14 protein-coding genes and 1 pseudogene are annotated in these 16,199 nt (G+C 71.8%); 6 read left to right on the top strand and 9 right to left on the bottom strand.

The annotated features are described in order from the left end of the window. The first annotated feature begins 8 nt into the window (after positions 1-8). A complete protein-coding gene (locus ABEB09_RS21530) occupies positions 9-1,499 on the top strand; it encodes a glycoside hydrolase family 18 protein (RefSeq protein ID WP_345691545.1) in 1,491 nt (496 codons plus the stop codon). Positions 1,500-1,603: 104 nt separating this feature from the next. Here the strand turns inward: ABEB09_RS21530 and ABEB09_RS21535 are convergent. From ABEB09_RS21535 to ABEB09_RS21560, 6 genes and pseudogenes are all read right to left on the bottom strand, one after another. Then, positions 1,604-3,015: pseudogene (locus ABEB09_RS21535) on the bottom strand (GH1 family beta-glucosidase). A gap of 56 nt (positions 3,016-3,071) precedes the next feature. Then, complete coding sequence (locus tag ABEB09_RS21540; protein WP_345691546.1) at positions 3,072-3,464, bottom strand: hypothetical protein; 393 nt, start codon at positions 3,462-3,464, stop codon at positions 3,072-3,074. Positions 3,465-3,629: 165 nt separating this feature from the next. Then, complete coding sequence (locus ABEB09_RS21545) at positions 3,630-5,072, bottom strand: GH1 family beta-glucosidase (RefSeq protein WP_345691547.1); 1,443 nt, start codon at positions 5,070-5,072, stop codon at positions 3,630-3,632. A 156-nt stretch (positions 5,073-5,228) separates the two neighbouring features. Continuing rightward, on the bottom strand, positions 5,229-6,077 hold the full coding sequence (locus ABEB09_RS21550; protein WP_345691548.1) for a carbohydrate ABC transporter permease: 849 nt from the start codon (positions 6,075-6,077) through the stop codon (positions 5,229-5,231). A gap of 3 nt (positions 6,078-6,080) precedes the next feature. Next, entirely contained in the window at positions 6,081-7,094 is a 1,014-nt protein-coding gene (locus ABEB09_RS21555) for a carbohydrate ABC transporter permease (protein WP_345691549.1), read from the bottom strand. 106 nt (positions 7,095-7,200) lie between these two features. Beyond that, positions 7,201-8,604, bottom strand: a complete 1,404-nt coding sequence (locus tag ABEB09_RS21560) for an ABC transporter substrate-binding protein (RefSeq protein WP_345691550.1) — start codon at positions 8,602-8,604, stop codon at positions 7,201-7,203. Between the two features lie 345 nt (positions 8,605-8,949). On the opposite strand from ABEB09_RS21560, the gene ABEB09_RS21565 reads away from it, so the two are divergent. Further along, positions 8,950-9,978, top strand: a complete 1,029-nt coding sequence (locus ABEB09_RS21565) for a LacI family DNA-binding transcriptional regulator (RefSeq protein WP_345691551.1) — start codon at positions 8,950-8,952, stop codon at positions 9,976-9,978. Between the two features lie 12 nt (positions 9,979-9,990). On the opposite strand, the gene ABEB09_RS21570 is transcribed toward ABEB09_RS21565, so the two are convergent. Then, the gene (locus tag ABEB09_RS21570) at positions 9,991-10,515 is read right to left on the bottom strand and encodes an HFCD family protein (RefSeq protein ID WP_345691552.1); all 525 of its coding nucleotides are present in this window, start codon (positions 10,513-10,515) and stop codon (positions 9,991-9,993) included. A gap of 513 nt (positions 10,516-11,028) precedes the next feature. After that, positions 11,029-11,787, bottom strand: a complete 759-nt coding sequence (locus ABEB09_RS21575) for a GntR family transcriptional regulator (protein WP_345691553.1) — start codon at positions 11,785-11,787, stop codon at positions 11,029-11,031. Between the two features lie 201 nt (positions 11,788-11,988). Between ABEB09_RS21575 and ABEB09_RS21580 the strand changes: the two genes are divergently transcribed. The 3 genes from ABEB09_RS21580 (at position 11,989) to ABEB09_RS21590 (ending at position 14,576) form a co-directional block, all read left to right on the top strand. Then, the gene (locus ABEB09_RS21580) at positions 11,989-12,183 is read left to right on the top strand and encodes a hypothetical protein (RefSeq protein ID WP_345691554.1); all 195 of its coding nucleotides are present in this window, start codon (positions 11,989-11,991) and stop codon (positions 12,181-12,183) included. 798 nt (positions 12,184-12,981) lie between these two features. Beyond that, a complete protein-coding gene (locus tag ABEB09_RS21585) occupies positions 12,982-14,097 on the top strand; it encodes a methyltransferase domain-containing protein (protein WP_345691555.1) in 1,116 nt (371 codons plus the stop codon). Positions 14,098-14,180: 83 nt separating this feature from the next. Further along, a complete protein-coding gene (locus ABEB09_RS21590) occupies positions 14,181-14,576 on the top strand; it encodes a nuclear transport factor 2 family protein (RefSeq protein ID WP_345691556.1) in 396 nt (131 codons plus the stop codon). 24 nt (positions 14,577-14,600) lie between these two features. Here the strand turns inward: ABEB09_RS21590 and ABEB09_RS21595 are convergent, their stop codons facing one another. Continuing rightward, positions 14,601-15,419, bottom strand: coding sequence for an NAD(P)H-binding protein (locus ABEB09_RS21595; protein WP_345691557.1), 819 nt, complete (start codon positions 15,417-15,419; stop codon positions 14,601-14,603). Positions 15,420-15,664: 245 nt separating this feature from the next. On the opposite strand from ABEB09_RS21595, the gene ABEB09_RS21600 reads away from it, so the two are divergent. Further along, positions 15,665-16,159, top strand: a complete 495-nt coding sequence (locus tag ABEB09_RS21600; protein WP_345691558.1) for a hypothetical protein — start codon at positions 15,665-15,667, stop codon at positions 16,157-16,159. Positions 16,160-16,199 lie beyond the last annotated feature (40 nt).

Genomic DNA, 16,199 nt, shown 5'->3' on the forward strand with positions numbered 1-16,199 from the left:
GCACACGCATGGGCACAGTGACGCACCGGCGCCGGACGAGCGGCAGGGCGAAGGCGATCGGCGCGCTCGTGGCGGCCGCGGTGGCCGGAGGCGCGGCGTTCGCGTTCACCGGCACCGCACAGGCCGCCGCCGTCAGCGCCACGTACACCAGGACCAGCTCCTGGGACGGCGGCTACACCGGCCAGTACGTCATCACCAACACGACCGGCACGGCGCAGTCCGGGTGGACGCTGGAGTTCGACCTGCCCGCCGGCACGCGGATCAACTCCCTCTGGAACGGCGACCACACCGTCTCCGGACAGCACGTCACGGTCAGGCCCGCGAGCTGGAACAAGCAACTGGCGCCCGGCGCCTCCGTGACGGTCGGATTCGTCACCGGCGCGAGCGGCGGCGCGGCCGGCGACCCGGCGGGCTGTCTCATCAACGAGGTGAAGTGCGCCGCCGGCGGGGGCGCGACCCCGCAGCCCTCCGGCCGCCCCACCCAACAGCCCACCCCCACTGCCACGGCCACCGCGCCCCGGCCCACCCCCACCGCCACGGCCACCCCGACACCGACCGCCCCGCCGACGCCCACCCCGACGGCGAGCCCCACCGGCGGCACCGGCGCGGGCGCGCGCTTCGCCCCGTACGTCGACACCTCCCTCTACCCCGCGTACGACCTGCTCGACACGGCGGCCAGGACGGGCGTGAAGGAGTTCAACCTCGCCTTCATCACCTCGGGCGGGGGCTGCACCCCGCTGTGGGGCGGCGTCACCGACCTCGCGAGCGACAAGGTGGCCGCCCAGATCGGCGCCCTGCGCGCCAAGGGCGGCGACGTGCGCGTGTCGTTCGGCGGCGCCGCGGGCCACGAGCTGGCGCTCAACTGCGCGACCGCCGCCGACCTCGCCGCCGCGTACGGCAAGGTCGTCGACCGGTACGGGCTGACCAAGGTGGACTTCGACATCGAGGGCGCCGCCCTGCCCGACACCGCGGCCAACACCCGCCGCGCGCAGGCCATCGCACAGCTCCAGAAGACCCACCCCGGCCTGGACGTGTCCTTCACGCTGCCCGTCATGCCCGAGGGCCTCACCCAGCCCGGGGTGAACCTGCTCGCCGACGCCAAGAAGAACGGGGTCCGCGTCGACGCCGTCAACATCATGGCGATGGACTACGGCCCGGCCTACAGCGGCGACATGGGCCAGTACGCGATCCAGGCGGCGACCGCCACGCAGGCGCAGCTCAAGGGGGTGCTCGGGCTGTCCGACGCGGCCGCCTGGAAGACGGTCGCCGTCACGCCGATGATCGGCGTCAACGACGTCACGACCGAGATCTTCAAGGTCGACGACGCGACACAGCTGGCGGAGTTCGCCCGGTCGAAGGGGATCGGCTGGCTCTCGATGTGGTCCTCGACCCGCGACAAGCAGTGCGCGGCGGGTGCGGTGAACCACGCCGACGCCACGTGCAGTTCGATCCTGCAGCAGCCGCTGGCCTTCACGAAGGCCTTCGCCGCCTACCGGTAGCCGCGCCCGTTCCCCGCTGCCCGGTTCCGGGACCACCCCCCACACCGCGCGCTCCGGCCGTCACCCCACCCGGCCGGAGCGCGCACCCCTGCCCGCGCCTCCCGCTACGCCCCGGGCACGTCCGGCAGCACCCCGGTGCGGGCGAGCTTCGCGTACCAGTGGGCGCTGGCCTTCGGCGTGCGCGCCCGGGTGTCGTAGTCGACGCGCACCACGCCGAACCGCTTGCCGTAGCCGTACGACCACTCGAAGTTGTCCAGCAGGGACCACAGGAAGTACCCGCGCACGTCGGCGCCGTCGGCCAGGGCCCGGTGCAGGGCGGACAGGTGCCCGTGGAGGTAGCGGATGCGGCGCACGTCGTGGACGGTGCCGTCCGGGGCCGGGCGGTCGGGGTAGGCGGCGCCGTTCTCGGTGACGACCAGCGGCAGGCCCGGCGCCTCCCGCGTCCAGCGCATCAGCAGGTCGTACAGGCCGGTCGGGTCGACGCCCCAGCCCATGTCGGTGCGCTCGCCGGGCTGCTGGTGGAACGAGACGTGATCGGCGCCCGGCCAGGGGGAGTGGTCGCTGGCCCCGTGGCCGTCGTCGGCGGCCGAACCGTCACTGTCAGTGGCGGCCGATACAACTGTGGGTGCGTAGTAGTTGATGCCGAGCGAGTCCAGGGGGTGCTGGATGACGGCGAGGTCGTCCGCGTGGACGAAGGGCCAGTCGGTGAGGTGCGCGGTGTCGTCGAGGAGGTCCTCGGGGTACGCGCCCTGGAGCAGGGGGCCGGTGAAGATCCGGTTGGCGAGCGCGTCGATACGGCGCCGGGCGTCCTCGTCGGCGGCGCTCGCCGTCCTGGCCCTGACGGCACAGGTGTTGAGGCTGATCGAGAGCTGGGCGTGGGCCGGCAGGGAGGCTCGCAGGGCCTGTGCGCCGAGGCCGTGGGCGAGGTTGAGGTGGTGGGCGGCGTGCAGGGCGGTGACGGGGTCGGTGCGGCCGGGGCGTGGACGCCGGAGCCGTATCCGAGGAAGGCGGTGCACCAGGGTTCGTTGAGGGTGGTCCAGCGCTCGACGCGGTCGCCGAGGGCGTCGGCGACGATACCGGCGTAGTCGGCGAACCGCCGGGCCGTGTCCCGCGCCGGCCACCCGCCCTCGTCTTCCAGGGCCTGCGGCAGGTCCCAGTGGTAGAGGGTCAGGACGGGCGTGATGCCCCGGTCGAGCAGGTCGTCGGCGAGTGCGCGGTAGAAGTCCAGGCCCTTCTGGACCGCCGGGCCACGGCCCGTGGGCTGGACGCGCGGCCAGGAGACGGAGAAGCGGTACGCGGTGAGGCCGAGGTCCGCCATCAGCCGGACGTCCTCGGGGCGCCGGTGGTAGTGGTCGGCGGCGACGTCGCCGGTGTCGCCGTTCAGGGTGCGGCCGGGCGTATGGCTGAAGGTGTCCCAGATCGAGGGGCCCCGGCCGTCCTCCTGGGCGGCGCCCTCGATCTGATAGGCGGCGGTGGCGGTGCCCCACAGGAAGCCGGGCGGAAAGCTGGCGGACAAAGGAGGCTCCCATCTGAGGAGGGGGAGGAAGTGGAGGGAACGGGATCGTCCGGGGCTCAAGGAACCAGCTGGACCCGGCTGAAGCCGGCCTGCCGGGTGTGGACCGTGACCGTGCCGCCGCCGAGCAGGGCAGCCTTGTCGTGCAGTCGGCGGACCGCCGCCTCGCCGGGGTCCCCGTACACGTCGATCGCCCGCAGGGTGATGAGCGGGCCGAAGGCGCGGAACTTCGGCCCGCCCAGGTCGAGGTGGAACTCCAGGGAGGCGGGGTCCGGGTGAAGGGCCACGACCGTCATCCCGGTGCCGTCGGGGTCGGTGTGGAAGTTGTAGGAGAGCAGCCTGGGCTCGCGCTCCTCGACGAACGACGCCAGGTCCCGCATGGCCGCGCGGACCTCCTCCAGCCGCCCTTCGCGGATGTCCGAGCGGTCGACGTAGAAGATGGGCTCCGGCATGGTTCTCGTCTCCTCGCTTCGCCGGCCACGGGGCTCACGCAGCAGGATGGCGACCCCGGCGCCGCCGCGGCCCCGACACGGGCGGGGCGCCGCGCGGCTCACCCGATCGCCGCAGGGGCGGCAGAAGCGGCCGGGGCGCGCCGGCCCCGGCCGTCGGCCGCTCCCTCACCCCTGCCCCGGCGCCGGCAGCTCGCCCGTGCGGGCCACGCGGGCGTACCACAGGGCGCTGGACTTCGGGGTGCGGGCCAGCGTCCGGTAGTCGACGTGGACGGCGCCGAACCGCTTGTCGTAGCCGTACGCCCACTCGAAGTTGTCCAGCAGGGACCACAGGAAGTAGCCGCGGACATCGGCGCCGCTCTCCACGGCCCGGTGCACCGCCTCCAAGTGGCCGTGCACATAGGCGATCCGGTCGGGGTCGTGGACCGTGCCGTCGGCCTCCACCACGTCCTCGTACGCGGCGCCGTTCTCCGTGATGTAGAGCGGCAGGTCCGGATATTCGTGGGCCATGCGCATGAGCAGGTCGTACAGGCCCGTGGCGTCCACCGACCAGCCCATCGCGGTGCGTTCGCCGGGCGGCTGGTGGAAGGAGACCTCGTCGGCGCCGGGCCACGGCGAGTGCGCGCCACCGCCGTGCCCGCCGTCGGACAGCCCGGTGTCGCCCTCGCGGGCGGCGGAGACGACGGTGGGCGTGTAGTAGTTGATGCCCACGAAGTCGAGCGGCTGGTGGGCGGCCGCCGTGTCGCCCGCCTTCACGAACGCCCAGTCCGTGAGCCGGGCGGTGTCCGCCGCCAGGTCCTCCGGGTAGGCGCCGTCCAGCATGGGGCCGAGCCAGACGCGGTTGCCGACCGCGTCGATCCGCCGTGCCGCCTCCCGGTCCTCCGGCGCCTCCGTCAGCGGCCTGATCTGGTGGAGGTTCAGGGCGACGCCCACCTCGGCACGGGCCGGCAGGGAGGCTCGCAGGGCCTGTGCGCCGAGGCCGTGGGCGAGGTTGAGGTGGTGGGCGGCGCGCAGGGCTGCGACGGGTTCGGTGCGGCCGGGCGCGTGGACGCCGGAGCCGTATCCGAGGAAGGCGGTGCACCAGGGTTCGTTGAGGGTGGTCCAGCGCTCGACGCGGTCGCCGAGGGCGTCGGCGACGATGCCCGCGTAGTCGGCGAACCGTTCGGCGGTGGTGCGGTGCGGCCAGCCGCCCGCGTCCTCCAGCTCCTGCGGCAGGTCCCAGTGGTAGAGGGTCAGGGCGGGGCTGATCCCGGCGGCGAGCAGCTCGTCGACCAGCTCGCGGTAGAAGTCCAGGCCCCTCTGGACGGCCGGGCCGCGGCCGGTCGGCTGCACCCGCGACCACGACACGGAGAAGCGGTACGCCGAGAGCCCGAGGTCCTTCATGAGCCGTACGTCGTCGCGGAACCGGTGGTAGTGGTCGACCGCCACATCGCCGGTGTGCCCGCCGAACACCTTGCCCGGGGTGTGGGAGAAGGTGTCCCAGATCGAGGGGGTGCGGCCGCCCTCGGCCGCCGCGCCCTCGATCTGGTACGCGGCGGTGGCGGCGCCCCACAGGAATCCGGGCGGGAACTGACGGGTCGCGGTGAGCGGCCGGGTTTCGGACGCAGTCATATGGGAGCGCTCCCAACGCAGAGACGGATGAACGCGGAGATCAACGCAGAGGTGGACGCGGGGACGGATGAACGCGCGGACGGAGACATGAACGCCGGGGACGGAGACCCGAACGCGGGGACGGAACAGAGGCAGGAGAGGCCCGCCCCGGGCGGGTCAGCTCTTGACCGCGCCCGAGGTGATCCCGCCGACGATGTGCTTGCCGAGCAGGGCGAAGACCAGCAGCAGCGGCACGGTGGAGATCAGCGCGCCGGTGAGGACGATCGCCTGGTTGATGGTGTGGTTGCCCGAGCCCAGGCCGGCGAGCGCCACCTGGAGGGTCGGATTGCCGTCCGGCGTCAGGGCGATGAACGGCCAGAAGAAGTCGTTCCACGCCTGGACGAAGATCAGCATGCCGAGGACGGCCATCGCGGGCCGCGCGACCGGGAACACGACGTGCCAGATGATCCGCAGGCTGTGGGCGCCGTCCACGCGCGCCGCCTCGATCAGCTCGACGGGCAGCGCCTCCAGCAGGTACTGCCGCATGAAGAACACACCGAACGCGGCGACGAGGGACGGCAGCACCACCGACTGGAGCTGGTCCACCCAGCCCAGGTCCGTGATGATCTGGTACAGCGGGATCACGCTCAGCTGCGGCGGGATCGTCATCGTCGCCACCACCAGCGCGAGCAGCACATTGCGGCCGCGGAACGGCAGTTTGGCGAAGGCGAAGCCGGCCAGCGTGGAGAACAGCACGGTCGACAGCGCCACCAGGCCGGCCACGACGGTGGTGTTGACGAGGGCCTCGCCCATGTCCACCTGGTTCCAGGCGAACGTGAGGTTCTCGAACAGCCGGGGCCCGGGCAGGAGCGGCGCCGGGGCCTCCACGACGCGCTCCCCGGTGTGCGAGGCGGCGACGAGGTTCCAGTACAGCGGGAACAGCGAGACCAGTGCGGCCAGGCCGAGCAGGACGTACGTGACCGGGCCCGCGTGGTGCTGGCGGCCCGCGGTCTGCTTGAGCTTCATGGGTCAGGCCCCCAGCTTCTTGCGGTTGGCACGGGCGAGGAGCAGCCGCAGGCCGCCGATCAGCAGCAGGAGCAGCAGCATCACCCAGGCGATGGCGGACGCCTGCCCGAGCGCGCCGGTGACCCAGCCCTTCTCGTACATCAGCAGGCTCAGCGTCTGGAACTGGTTGCCGGAACCGCCGCTGACGCCGAGGCTGCCGCCGAACAGCATCGGCTCACCGAACAGCTGGGTGGCGCCGATCGTGGACACGACGATCGTGAAGAGGATCGTGGGGCGGATCGAGGGGATGGTGACGCTGATGAACTGCCGCCAGCGCGACGCCCCGTCGAGCGCCGCCGCCTCGTACAGGTCCTGCGGCACGGCCTGCATCGCGGCCAGGTAGATCAGCGCGTTGTAGCCGGTCCACCGCCAGGTCACGATCACCGAGATGGCGATCTGCGCCGGCCACTTGGAGGACTCCCAGCTCACCGGGTCGAAGCCGACCCAGCCGAGGACGGTGTTGATGAGCCCGTAGTCGCTGTTGAACAGCTGGGCGAAGACCAGCGTGGCCGCCGCGATGGAGGTCGCGTACGGGGCGAGGACGGCGACCCGGAAGAACCCCCGGCCGCGCAGCTTGTAGTTGAGCAGGTGCGCCAGGCCCAGCGCCATCAGCAGCTGCGGGACGGTCGAGATGACGCCGATGGTGAAGGTGTTGGCGAGCGCGTTCCAGAAGAAGTCGCTGTCCCACAGCCCGGTGTAGTTGTCGAAGCCGCGCCACTCGGGCTCGCCGCCCAGCTCCACGCGGTGCAGCGAGAGCCAGCCCGTGTAGATCAGCGGGAAGAGCCCGAACGCGGCGAAGCACAGGAAGAACGGCGCGACGAACGCGTACGGGGTCGCCTTGAGGTCCCAGCGGTAGAGGCGGCTGCGCCAGCCGGCGGGCGCCGGGTTCGGTTGCGGTTTCCGGGAGGTGGAGGGCGTGGGCGACGGCGGCGAGTGCGACGGGGTGCCGTCGGCCGCCGCCCGGACGGAGGTGGCCACGGGGGCGTCCTTCCAGGTCGGTCGGTGCGTGCGTACGTGATCGGTGCGTCGTACGTACGTGTACGGGGGCCGCCCGGCGGGGGAGCGCCGGGCGGCCGACGGCCCGCTACTGGTCGATCTTGTCCTCGATGAGCTTCTTGACGTTGTTCCACGCCTGGTCGGGCGCGGTGCCGCGCTGCTCGATGTCGAGGATGCCGTTGTCGGTGATGAAGGTCTTCACCTGGCCGTCGTGGCGGCTGACCGGCGCCGGGGTGATGCCGGCGGCGGCCGCGGAGTAGATCTTGCCGACCGGCGTGTCGCCGAAGTACGGGATCTTGGCGTCCTGCACGGCGGCCGAGGCCAGGGTGTCCTTGGTGGACGGGATGTTGCCGTTGACCCCGAAGACCTTGGCGTGCTGCTCGGGTGCGGTCAGCCAGGCGGCCAGCTTGGCGGCCTCTTCGGCGTGCTTGCCCGCCTTCGGTACGGCGAGGAAGGAGCCGCCCCAGTTGCCGGCGACCGGCGGCGCGGCGATGTCCCACTTGCCCTGGTTGGCGGGGCCGGCCTGGTCCTTGATGATGCCGGTCATCCAGCTGGGGCAGGCGACGGTGGCGAACCGGGAGTTCTTGAACCCGGCGTTCCAGGTGCCCTTCTCGTCGAACTGGCGCAGCTTGGCGGTGATGCCGCTGCGCGCGGCGTCGACGGCGAGGTCCCAGGCCTTCTTCACGCCGGGGCTGTTCTCCCAGTCCAGTTCGCCCTTGTCGTCGGCGTACTGCTGGGGCTGGCTGGACAGGACGGCGTTGAACAGGCCGCCGGCGGAGTCGTGGAAGGTGGTGCCGGCGGGGGCGGCCTTCTGGTACGTCTTGCCGGTGGCGACGAACTTCGCCCAGTCGCCCGCCCACAGCTGGGCGACCTTCTCGCGCTCGGTCGGCAGCTTGGCCTTGGCGAAGAGGTCCTTGTTGTAGCAGATGGCCATGGGGCCGATGTCCGTGCCGAGGCCGATGACCCTGCCGTCGGCGGTGGTGGCCTGCTTGACCTTCCAGTCCAGGTACGCGGAGGTGTCGGCGCCGCCGGTCTTGGACAGGTCGACCCACTTGGGGCCCATGGTGGGGCCGGTGGCCTCGGCGATGTAGCCGACCTCGATGGCCTGGATGTCGGCGAGACCGCTGTTGCGGGAGAGGCGCAGCTTGAGCGTGTCCCAGTACTTCTGGCCGTCGGCGACGTTCGACTCGACGATCTTGATGTTCGGGTGGAGCTTCTCGTACTCGGCGTAGAGCTTGGCGCCCTTCTCGTTGTCGTAGCCGAACGAGCCGAAGGTCCCGATCCGCAGGGTGATCTGCTCGTCGCCGCCGCCCGTGCCGGAGCCCCCGTCACCGTCGGCGCAGCCGGCGAGCAGGGTCGCGCAGGCGGCGAGCGCGGTGGCCGCCAGCGCGGTGCGGCGGCGACGGCCCGCGCCGGGGGTGGTGGTGCCGCCGGCCGCTCTGCCGTGGGTCGCTCTGCCGCGGGTGCTCCCGCGGGTGCTGGAAGTGCGCATTCCACTCTCCTCGTCCAGGGTGGTGCCGGTGTGCGCCGAAGGGTGCGACGTGCTGGGGCGCGGGGTTCGGGGGCGAGCCGGGCTTCCGGCCGGCGGGCGGGCGTTCATGGGAGCGCTCCCACCTCTCGTATGCCCGGAAGGTTGCTGCCTGGCGGGTGCGGGTGTCAAGACGTGAACGCGAATTGTTGCCGGAGGGGGCGGTACCGGTCCGCAGGGCGGGAAGTGCCGCCAGTTCCTGAAGGCTGCCCCTGCGATGGGAGCGCTCCCACAGGGGGCGTGCCAAGAGGTAGGTTGAACGGCATGATGGGCCCGGGCACCGGAGCCCTCGCATTCGATGGGAGACAGATGGCGGTGAGCGGACGGCAGACGGGCAGGCCCACGCTGGAGGAGGTCGCGGCCAGGGCGGGCGTCGGCCGGGGCACGGTGTCCCGGGTCATCAACGGCTCGCCGCGGGTGAGCGACCGGGCCAAGGCCGCGGTCGGCCGTGCCATCGCCGAGCTGGGGTACGTCCCCAACCGCGCCGCCCGGGCGCTGGCGGGCGCCCGCACCGACGCGGTCGCGCTGGTGATCCCGGAGACGGAGGCCCGGCTGTTCGCCGAGCCGTACTTCCTCGACATCATCCGCGGGGTGGGCGCGGAACTCGCGGACGCGGACAAGCAGTTGCTCCTCACGCTGATCCGGTCCAGCAAGGAGCGCCAGCGCTTCGAGCAGTACCTGGCGGCCCAGCGCGTGGACGGCGTCCTGCTGGTGTCGGTCCACGCCGACGACCCGCTGCCCGACGTCGTGCGGGACCTGCGGATCCCCGCGGTCCTCAACGGCCGCCGCTCGGAGGCGGAGCCGGCGGCGTACGTCGACTCCGACAACGTGGGGGCGGGCCGCTCGGCGGTGGACCACCTGGCCGGCCGGGGCCGCCGCCGGATCGCCACCATCGCGGGCCCCCTCGACATGTACGTGGCGCGCTGCCGCCTCGACGGCTACCGCCAGGGCCTGGCGGCGGCGGGCCTGCCCGTCGACGAGGACCTGGTGGCCTCGGCGGACTTCACCGAGGACGGCGGCCGCCACGCCATGCGCCGGCTCCTGGAGCGGCGCCCGGACCTGGACGCGGTGTTCGCCGCGTCGGACGTGATGGCGGCGGGCGCCCGAGGCGTCCTGCGCGAGACCGGCCGCCGGATCCCCGAGGACGTCGCCCTGATCGGCGTGGACGACTCGGCGGTGGCCCGCCACATGGACCCGCCCCTCACCAGCGTGCGCCAGCCGATCGAGGAGATGGGCCGCGTGATGGCCCGCGTCCTGCTCCAGGAGATCGCGGGCGCGGACGACGCACCGCGCCAACTGGTGCTTCCGACCGAACTGGTGGTACGCGAGTCGACGTGAGGCCCGCCGCGGTCAGCCCGCGGCGGGACGGGCGCCCTCCACGGCGTCCAGCGCGAGCGTCCACGGATACGGCTCTCCCGGGACGGGCCCTCCGTCCCCGTGGAGAACGGTCACGCCCGCGCCCCGCAGCACGTCCAGGGAGCGCTCGAACCGCGGGTGCCGGGCGAGGTCCTCGTTCAGGCAGGGCGCGGCCACGATCGGCAGGCGCTTGCCGATGCCCTCGGCGACCACACCGACGACGAAGGTCCCCGTGAGCCCGAGCGCCCACGCGTTCACCGAGTTGAAGGTCGCCGGAGCGAACAGCACCACATCGGCGGCCGGCCACACCTCGGGCTCACCGGGCCGCGGGTACGCGTACCGCACCGGGTGCCCGGTGAGCGCGGCGAGCCCGTCGAGGCTGCCCTCCAGCCACCCGGCGGCGGTCGGCGTCAGCCCGAGGCACACGTCCCAGCCGCGCGCCTGCGCCTCCTCGATCACCCAGGCGACGTCGAACACGGGCGGAGCCGCGGAGCAGAACAGGTAGAGGGTCCTCGTCATACCTCCATATGATCACAACGAACCACCCCTGAACTGCACACATTCGAGCCGCACGCTCGATGTCGTCGTTCACGATCAGGACATCACGGTGTGAGTGAACTCGGTCGGCGACTGGGCGGGCCTTGCTGCCGGGACAGGCCCTCGGTGATGTCCGGAAGGTGGGTGGGTGGTTGCTTCGTGCGTGGTGCAGAGACAGCAAGCGACGGATGAGGCGCAGGCGTTGCCTCCTCCGTGGCTCAACAGCATGCGACCCGGGCCCCGAAAGGTAGGTCTTGGGGAGACCCATCTGGCTTGTGACGGATCCGGGCGTCCGCTCGCTTTCACCCTGACCGCCGGGAACGTCGACGACTGCGCCCAGTTCGAACCGTCATGTGGCTCACCGCATCGCCCGGCCGGGTCCACGACGGCCCGGGGCCCGGCCGCACGCCTGTCGCGGACGGTGGCTGCTCGGCCCGCAAGATCCGCGCATGCGGCTGGGCGAACGGGCTCGGAACCCTCCCCGTGCGCCGCAGGTCACGGGTGGTGGATGGCGACCTCGTACGCCACTTCCCAGCGGATGTCGGGCACGACGATGTCCGCTGTTTCGACGGGTCGGCCCTCGGTGTCGTAGTACGTGCGCTCGATCACGAGCAGAAGGTCGCCGGGGTGGATGCCGAGGAGGTTCGCCTGCTCCTGGGTTGCCCGTGCCGGGCGCGGGACCTCGACGGCGGTGTCGATGACGACACCGAGGGAACGCATCCGTTCCACCACGCCCATGCCGGCGAGCGGCCCCATCTCCGGGAGTACGACGGGTGTCCCGTCCGTGATCGCCATCGGCTCCCATGACGTGGAGAGCTGCACGGGTTGGCTGTCGGCCATGAATTCGTACCGCGTGACGACACAGGGATCCCCGGGGTCGATGGCGAGCCGCTCCGCGATGTGGTCCGGTGCCGGCGTCCGCGCCGTACTGTGCGCCTCCCATGTACCAGGCTTGCCATGCTCCTTCATGTTGGCGCGGAACGGGGAACCGCCGCGCTGCTCCCGGTGGCGCGATCTGACCATTCGCATCCGCTGGCGCGGCTTGCGCACGTATGTGCCGGAGCCCGCCCTGCCCTCCAGAAGCCCCTCGACGATCAGACGGTCGACCGCCCGCTGTGTGACGTTGCGGCCGACGCCGTACTCCTCGGCGAGCTGAGCACGGGAGGGCAGGCGTTCACCGACGGCCCACTCTCCGGCGAGCACACGGGCGCGCAGCGCGTCGGCGACCTCAAGGTATGGCGCCTCTCGGGGCATTGGCGGCTCTCCGATTGCCCGTGTGGGGCGGGCGGTGCAATTCCACTCGACATTGACAAGCTACTGCATCAGGTGGAAGCTACTTAAGTAGAAATACGGCGCGTGATCGTACGTTCGCGGGGGATGCCTGTGTGCACTGTCGGCTCAAGGGCGGAGGCGCTTGCCGCCCGGATGAAGGCGCTCACCGGTCATGACCCGCGTATGCGGGAAGGGCGACCGGGCCTGCGGATCGAAGTGGAACTGCCGGGCGGCCTCTCGGTCTCCCTCCGGGTCTCCCTGCTCGCAGCCCTGGCGATAGCCGACCGGTACGGCCACGACGTCACCGCCGACAGGGCCTCCGTCTGGGCGGAGATCGATGGCGCCGCAACAGAGGAAGAACCCCGGCGAGGTGGCTAGACCTCCCGGGGCGTGGACAACCTGAGAGAGCAGGTCGACATGCCAAACCTTATCCGTGCCGTCATTCTCCGGGCGCTGCTTGTCATCGCGCCGCAGGGAAGAGGCCGGCACCGCGCCCGTCGGCGTACGTCCAAGTACCCTTCCCTGCATGGGCGGCGCATGCAGCCCGTTCCTGCTCCGGAAGAGCCTCACGCGCTGCGTCTGCCCGAGATTCGGTCGCCGTACGGGCTGATGGAGCCGATCGATGGGTGCGAGAACGTCCTCGTCCGCCCGTACCTCGACTTGCCGGGGCAGGAGAGCCTGCGACGCTGTGCGCCTCGCCACAGGCTTCACCGACCGGTCGTCGTCCGGTGAGCGACTCGACGCCCGGCAGGCAGCCGATCCGCATGTGTGTGCGCTGTGCCCAGGTCACCGACGCACCGGTGCTCCTCTCCGAGGTACACGCCGGAAGCGGTCCCGGCTTCAACGTCTACGCCTGCGCGGCCTGTGCGCCGCTCTTCCCGCCGCAGCCGGACCCGCTGGACCTCATCGCACGCAGGCGGCGCACGGAGTGCACCTGATCCCCCTCCGCTGTCGCCACCGGTCAAGAGCGGACGCCACAATCCCGCCCCGGCGACCACTGCTTCTTCGGCCCCGGCCAGACGGGCGCACCACCTTGGAAACCATCGCACGACAGGAGGCACACCATGACCGACGACGGAAAGCACTCCGGGCAGCCGTCCGACAAGCCCTGGACACCGCCCCCCGCGCCGCCCTCTCCGGACGGCAGCGGCCCCGCCAAGTAGGAGAGGAGCAGATGTGATCACCGCCCACCGGGCTGGGCACGCCGCGCTCGTGGAACAACTCCATCAGCGCGGTCTGCTCGACGACACATGGCGGGACGTCTGGTACGCCGTTCCCCGAGAGCCCTTCATCCCGCAGCAGGCGTGGCGCCAGGAGGCCACGCGGTGCGTCCCGCTCACCACTGAGGACGAGTGGCTGACGCTGATCCACGCCGACGAGCCGGTTGTTATCCAGGTCGATGACGGTCGAGCGGATGGGCCCGGCATCGCCACCTCGTCCAACTCCCAGCCCAGCATGGTGGCCCGGATGCTGATGCTGCTCGCCGTCGAGGACGGTCATCGAGTTCTGGAGATCGGGACGGCCTCGGGGCACCTGGCCGCGTTGCTGTCCTGTCGCCTCGGCGACGACCACGTGTACAGCATCGAAGTCGACGAGGGCCTGGCCACGCACGCGGCCCGCGCACTGCACGCCGTCAATCTTCAGCCGCACCTCGCCTGTGCCGACGGGCAGTGGGGCTGGCCCGCACCGCACGAGTCGCGCTTCGACCGGATCGTCGTCACATGCGCCCTGCGTCACATCCCGCATGCACTGGTCCAGCAACTCCGTTATGGAGGCGTGCTCGTGGCACCCATGGCACGCGACTTCTGGAGTGGTGCCCTGGTCCGCCTCACCGCCCACGGTGACGGCACGGCTGAAGGCCGCTTCCATGGCGGCGCCTCGTACATGCCCATGCGGTCACACCGGCAGCAGGACGCCGTCCCGGTCGACGACTCGACGGCCCGGCGGTACGCGGGTGTGCTCGCCCCACGCGAGCTGCTGTCGCTGGGCTTCGCCCTCTACGCGGGGGCCCGGCTGCCGGGCGTACGGATGTGGCACTCGGGAACGGACCCTGATGTGCGCGTCTGGCTCCAGGACGAGAAGGGCTCGGCGGCGACGGCGGGCGAGGAGGACGTATGGCAGTACGGGGCCCGTGACCTGTGGCGGGAGGTCGAGCGCGTACATGCCGAGTACGTTCGGCTCGGCTGCCCCGGCCACGCCGACTTCGGCCTCACGGTCACCCCCGGCGGCGAGGGCGTCTGGCTTCGGAGCCCCGCCCGGATTCTTGACGCGCTGGTCCACCCGGGTGGCTAGCGGACCGCCTCTCGCACGCGTGCGGATGACGGCGGGCCGCCGGAGCCATGGCCTCCGGCGGCCCCCGCTGTTACCTTCCCGCCATGTCCAAGATCGAGATCGATGCGGTGGTGGCCGACTTCTTCGGGGCCTTCGACAACCGGGGTGGCGAGGGCGCCGACCTCGCCCGGCTACGGCGGCTGTTCGTTCCCGGTGGGGTGATCGCCGTCACCGGCCCCAAGTTCGCGGTCTACACCGTGGACGAGTTCATCGAGCCGCGAGAGCAGCTGCTCTCCGGCGGCCGGCTGGTCGGGTTCTCCGAGTGGGAGACCTCCGAACGTACCGAGATCGCGGGCGACATCGCCTCCCGGTTCGGGGAGTACCGCAAGTCCGGCGTCATGGACGGTGAGCCGTTCGAGGGGGGCGGGACCAAGACGTTCCAGTTGGTCCGCACCCCGGAGGGCTGGCGGATCACGGCTTTCGCCTGGTACGACGGATAGCCCGTCAGCCCGTCCCCTCGTCGCTCAGCGGAACGCCTCGGCGTTCTCCCGGGCCCATTGCGCGAAGGTCCGGGCCGGGCGGCCGAGGAGGTGTTCCACGGTGTGCGTCACCGTGTACGCCTCCTCGGGCGGGTCGGCGTACCAGCCGATGACGTGGTCGATGGCCTCCTGAGACGCTCCCGCCCGGCGCATCCGCTCGCGCGCCTCCTGTTCGGTCAGCTCGACGAACCGGATGTCGCGGCCCAGCGCCTCGCTCAGGACGGCCAGTTTCCGCGGTACGTCCAGGACTTCGGGCCCGGTCAGCACGTACTCCTTTCCGGCGTGGCCCTCCTCCGTCAGCGTCCTGGCGGCCACCGCGCCGATGTCGGCCTCATGGATCATGGCGCTGCGGGTGGCGCCGAACGGCTCGCGCACCACGCCCTCGGCCCTGACCGAGCCGGTCCAGTTGAGGGCGTTGGACATGAACTCCTGCGGCTGCAGGGTGGTCCACGCGAGCCCCTCGGCCGCCACGGCCTCCTCGACGGGGCCCGGCTCGCCGCTCCACAGCATCGTGATCCGCCGGACGCCCGCGTCGGCGGCGAGCCGCGCGATCTGCGGCCCCGTGCGCAGCATCGCGCCGTTCCCGCCGTCGAAGGTGATCAGGTGCACGGCGGTCACGCCCTCCAGTGCGGGCGCCAGGCTGTCGGGGACCGACAGATCGCCGGCTCGCACGTCGACGCCGGGCGGCAGTCCGGCTCCCGCGGGGTCGCGCGACAGCGCCCGCACCTTGTGGCCCCCGCCGAGCAGTTCCTCGACCACATGGCGGCCCACGTTCCCGGTGGCCCCGGTGACCAGGACGGTCATGGCATTCCCTCCGTCGTCGGATGTCGCCACGACGCTAAAACCTCAAGGGCACTTGAGGTCAAGGGATCTTCCGTCGCCCCCGAACGCGCCACGCGGAGGCCGACGTAACCCGGCCGCGGGCGATCGCTTGTTCTGAAGAGATTTTCTAGAAAAGGTCTCTACAACAGGGGTCCGCTTGCGCCACACTCGCCGCTGACGGCCCGCACGCGGGCCGCGATCGACAGCAGTCAACGGGAGGCACGAACATGTACGACCCCAACATCGGCCCGAGCGGTCCGCGGCCGACCACCGCGACCGCCGCCGGCGTCCTCGGCACGGTCCTCGGAGCGGGCGCCGCCGGCGGGGCCGCGTTCGGAGTGGTGTGGACGATCTTGTGGATCAGCGACGCGCACGCCGGGGAGAACCGGATGGTGGGCGGCGTCCTGGCCATCGTCTTCTGCCTGCTCGGCGTCTGGCTCGGGGTGGCCATGCTGCGCCACGGCCGCGGGCTGCTGGCCGGCCGGCGGGCCTCCGGGGCGGCGCTGGGCGGCGTGTGCTCCGTACCACTGGGCCTGTCCGGCATTGCGCTGGTCAACGGTCTCTTCGACGGCGATCTGCCGCCCGACGAGTGGGCGACGCGGATGCTGGGCTTCGGGTCCGCGTTCGTACTCGCGCTCGGCGTCGTGCTCCTGTGCGCCGCCCGCTCCACGCGCGCCTACCTGGGCACGCTTCCTCCGGGCACGCTCCCCCCGGGCCGCTGAGCGTCCCGCCCCCAGGGCCCGCACAGGGGACGGGCCCTGC

It is taken from the genome of Streptomyces coeruleoprunus, from assembly GCF_039542925.1.
Taxonomy (GTDB): Bacteria; Actinomycetota; Actinomycetes; order Streptomycetales; family Streptomycetaceae; genus Streptomyces; species Streptomyces coeruleoprunus.

Bases quoted from the DNA above. Each gene is read 5' to 3' on its own strand.
- ABEB09_RS21575 (WP_345691553.1), bottom strand. From the start codon at position 11,787: ATGCCCCGAGAGGCGCCATACCTTGAGGTCGCCGACGCGCTGCGCGCC.
- ABEB09_RS21590 (WP_345691556.1), top strand. From the start codon at position 14,181: ATGTCCAAGATCGAGATCGATGCGGTGGTGGCCGACTTCTTCGGGGCC.
- ABEB09_RS21560 (WP_345691550.1), bottom strand. From the start codon at position 8,604: ATGCGCACTTCCAGCACCCGCGGGAGCACCCGCGGCAGAGCGACCCAC.
- ABEB09_RS21570 (WP_345691552.1), bottom strand. From the start codon at position 10,515: ATGACGAGGACCCTCTACCTGTTCTGCTCCGCGGCTCCGCCCGTGTTC.
- ABEB09_RS21580 (WP_345691554.1), top strand. From the start codon at position 11,989: ATGCGGGAAGGGCGACCGGGCCTGCGGATCGAAGTGGAACTGCCGGGC.
- ABEB09_RS21565 (WP_345691551.1), top strand. From the start codon at position 8,950: ATGGCGGTGAGCGGACGGCAGACGGGCAGGCCCACGCTGGAGGAGGTC.
- ABEB09_RS21530 (WP_345691545.1), top strand. From the start codon at position 9: ATGGGCACAGTGACGCACCGGCGCCGGACGAGCGGCAGGGCGAAGGCG.
- ABEB09_RS21545 (WP_345691547.1), bottom strand. From the start codon at position 5,072: ATGACTGCGTCCGAAACCCGGCCGCTCACCGCGACCCGTCAGTTCCCG.
- ABEB09_RS21600 (WP_345691558.1), top strand. From the start codon at position 15,665: ATGTACGACCCCAACATCGGCCCGAGCGGTCCGCGGCCGACCACCGCG.
- ABEB09_RS21540 (WP_345691546.1), bottom strand. From the start codon at position 3,464: ATGCCGGAGCCCATCTTCTACGTCGACCGCTCGGACATCCGCGAAGGG.
- ABEB09_RS21550 (WP_345691548.1), bottom strand. From the start codon at position 6,077: ATGAAGCTCAAGCAGACCGCGGGCCGCCAGCACCACGCGGGCCCGGTC.
- ABEB09_RS21595 (WP_345691557.1), bottom strand. From the start codon at position 15,419: ATGACCGTCCTGGTCACCGGGGCCACCGGGAACGTGGGCCGCCATGTG.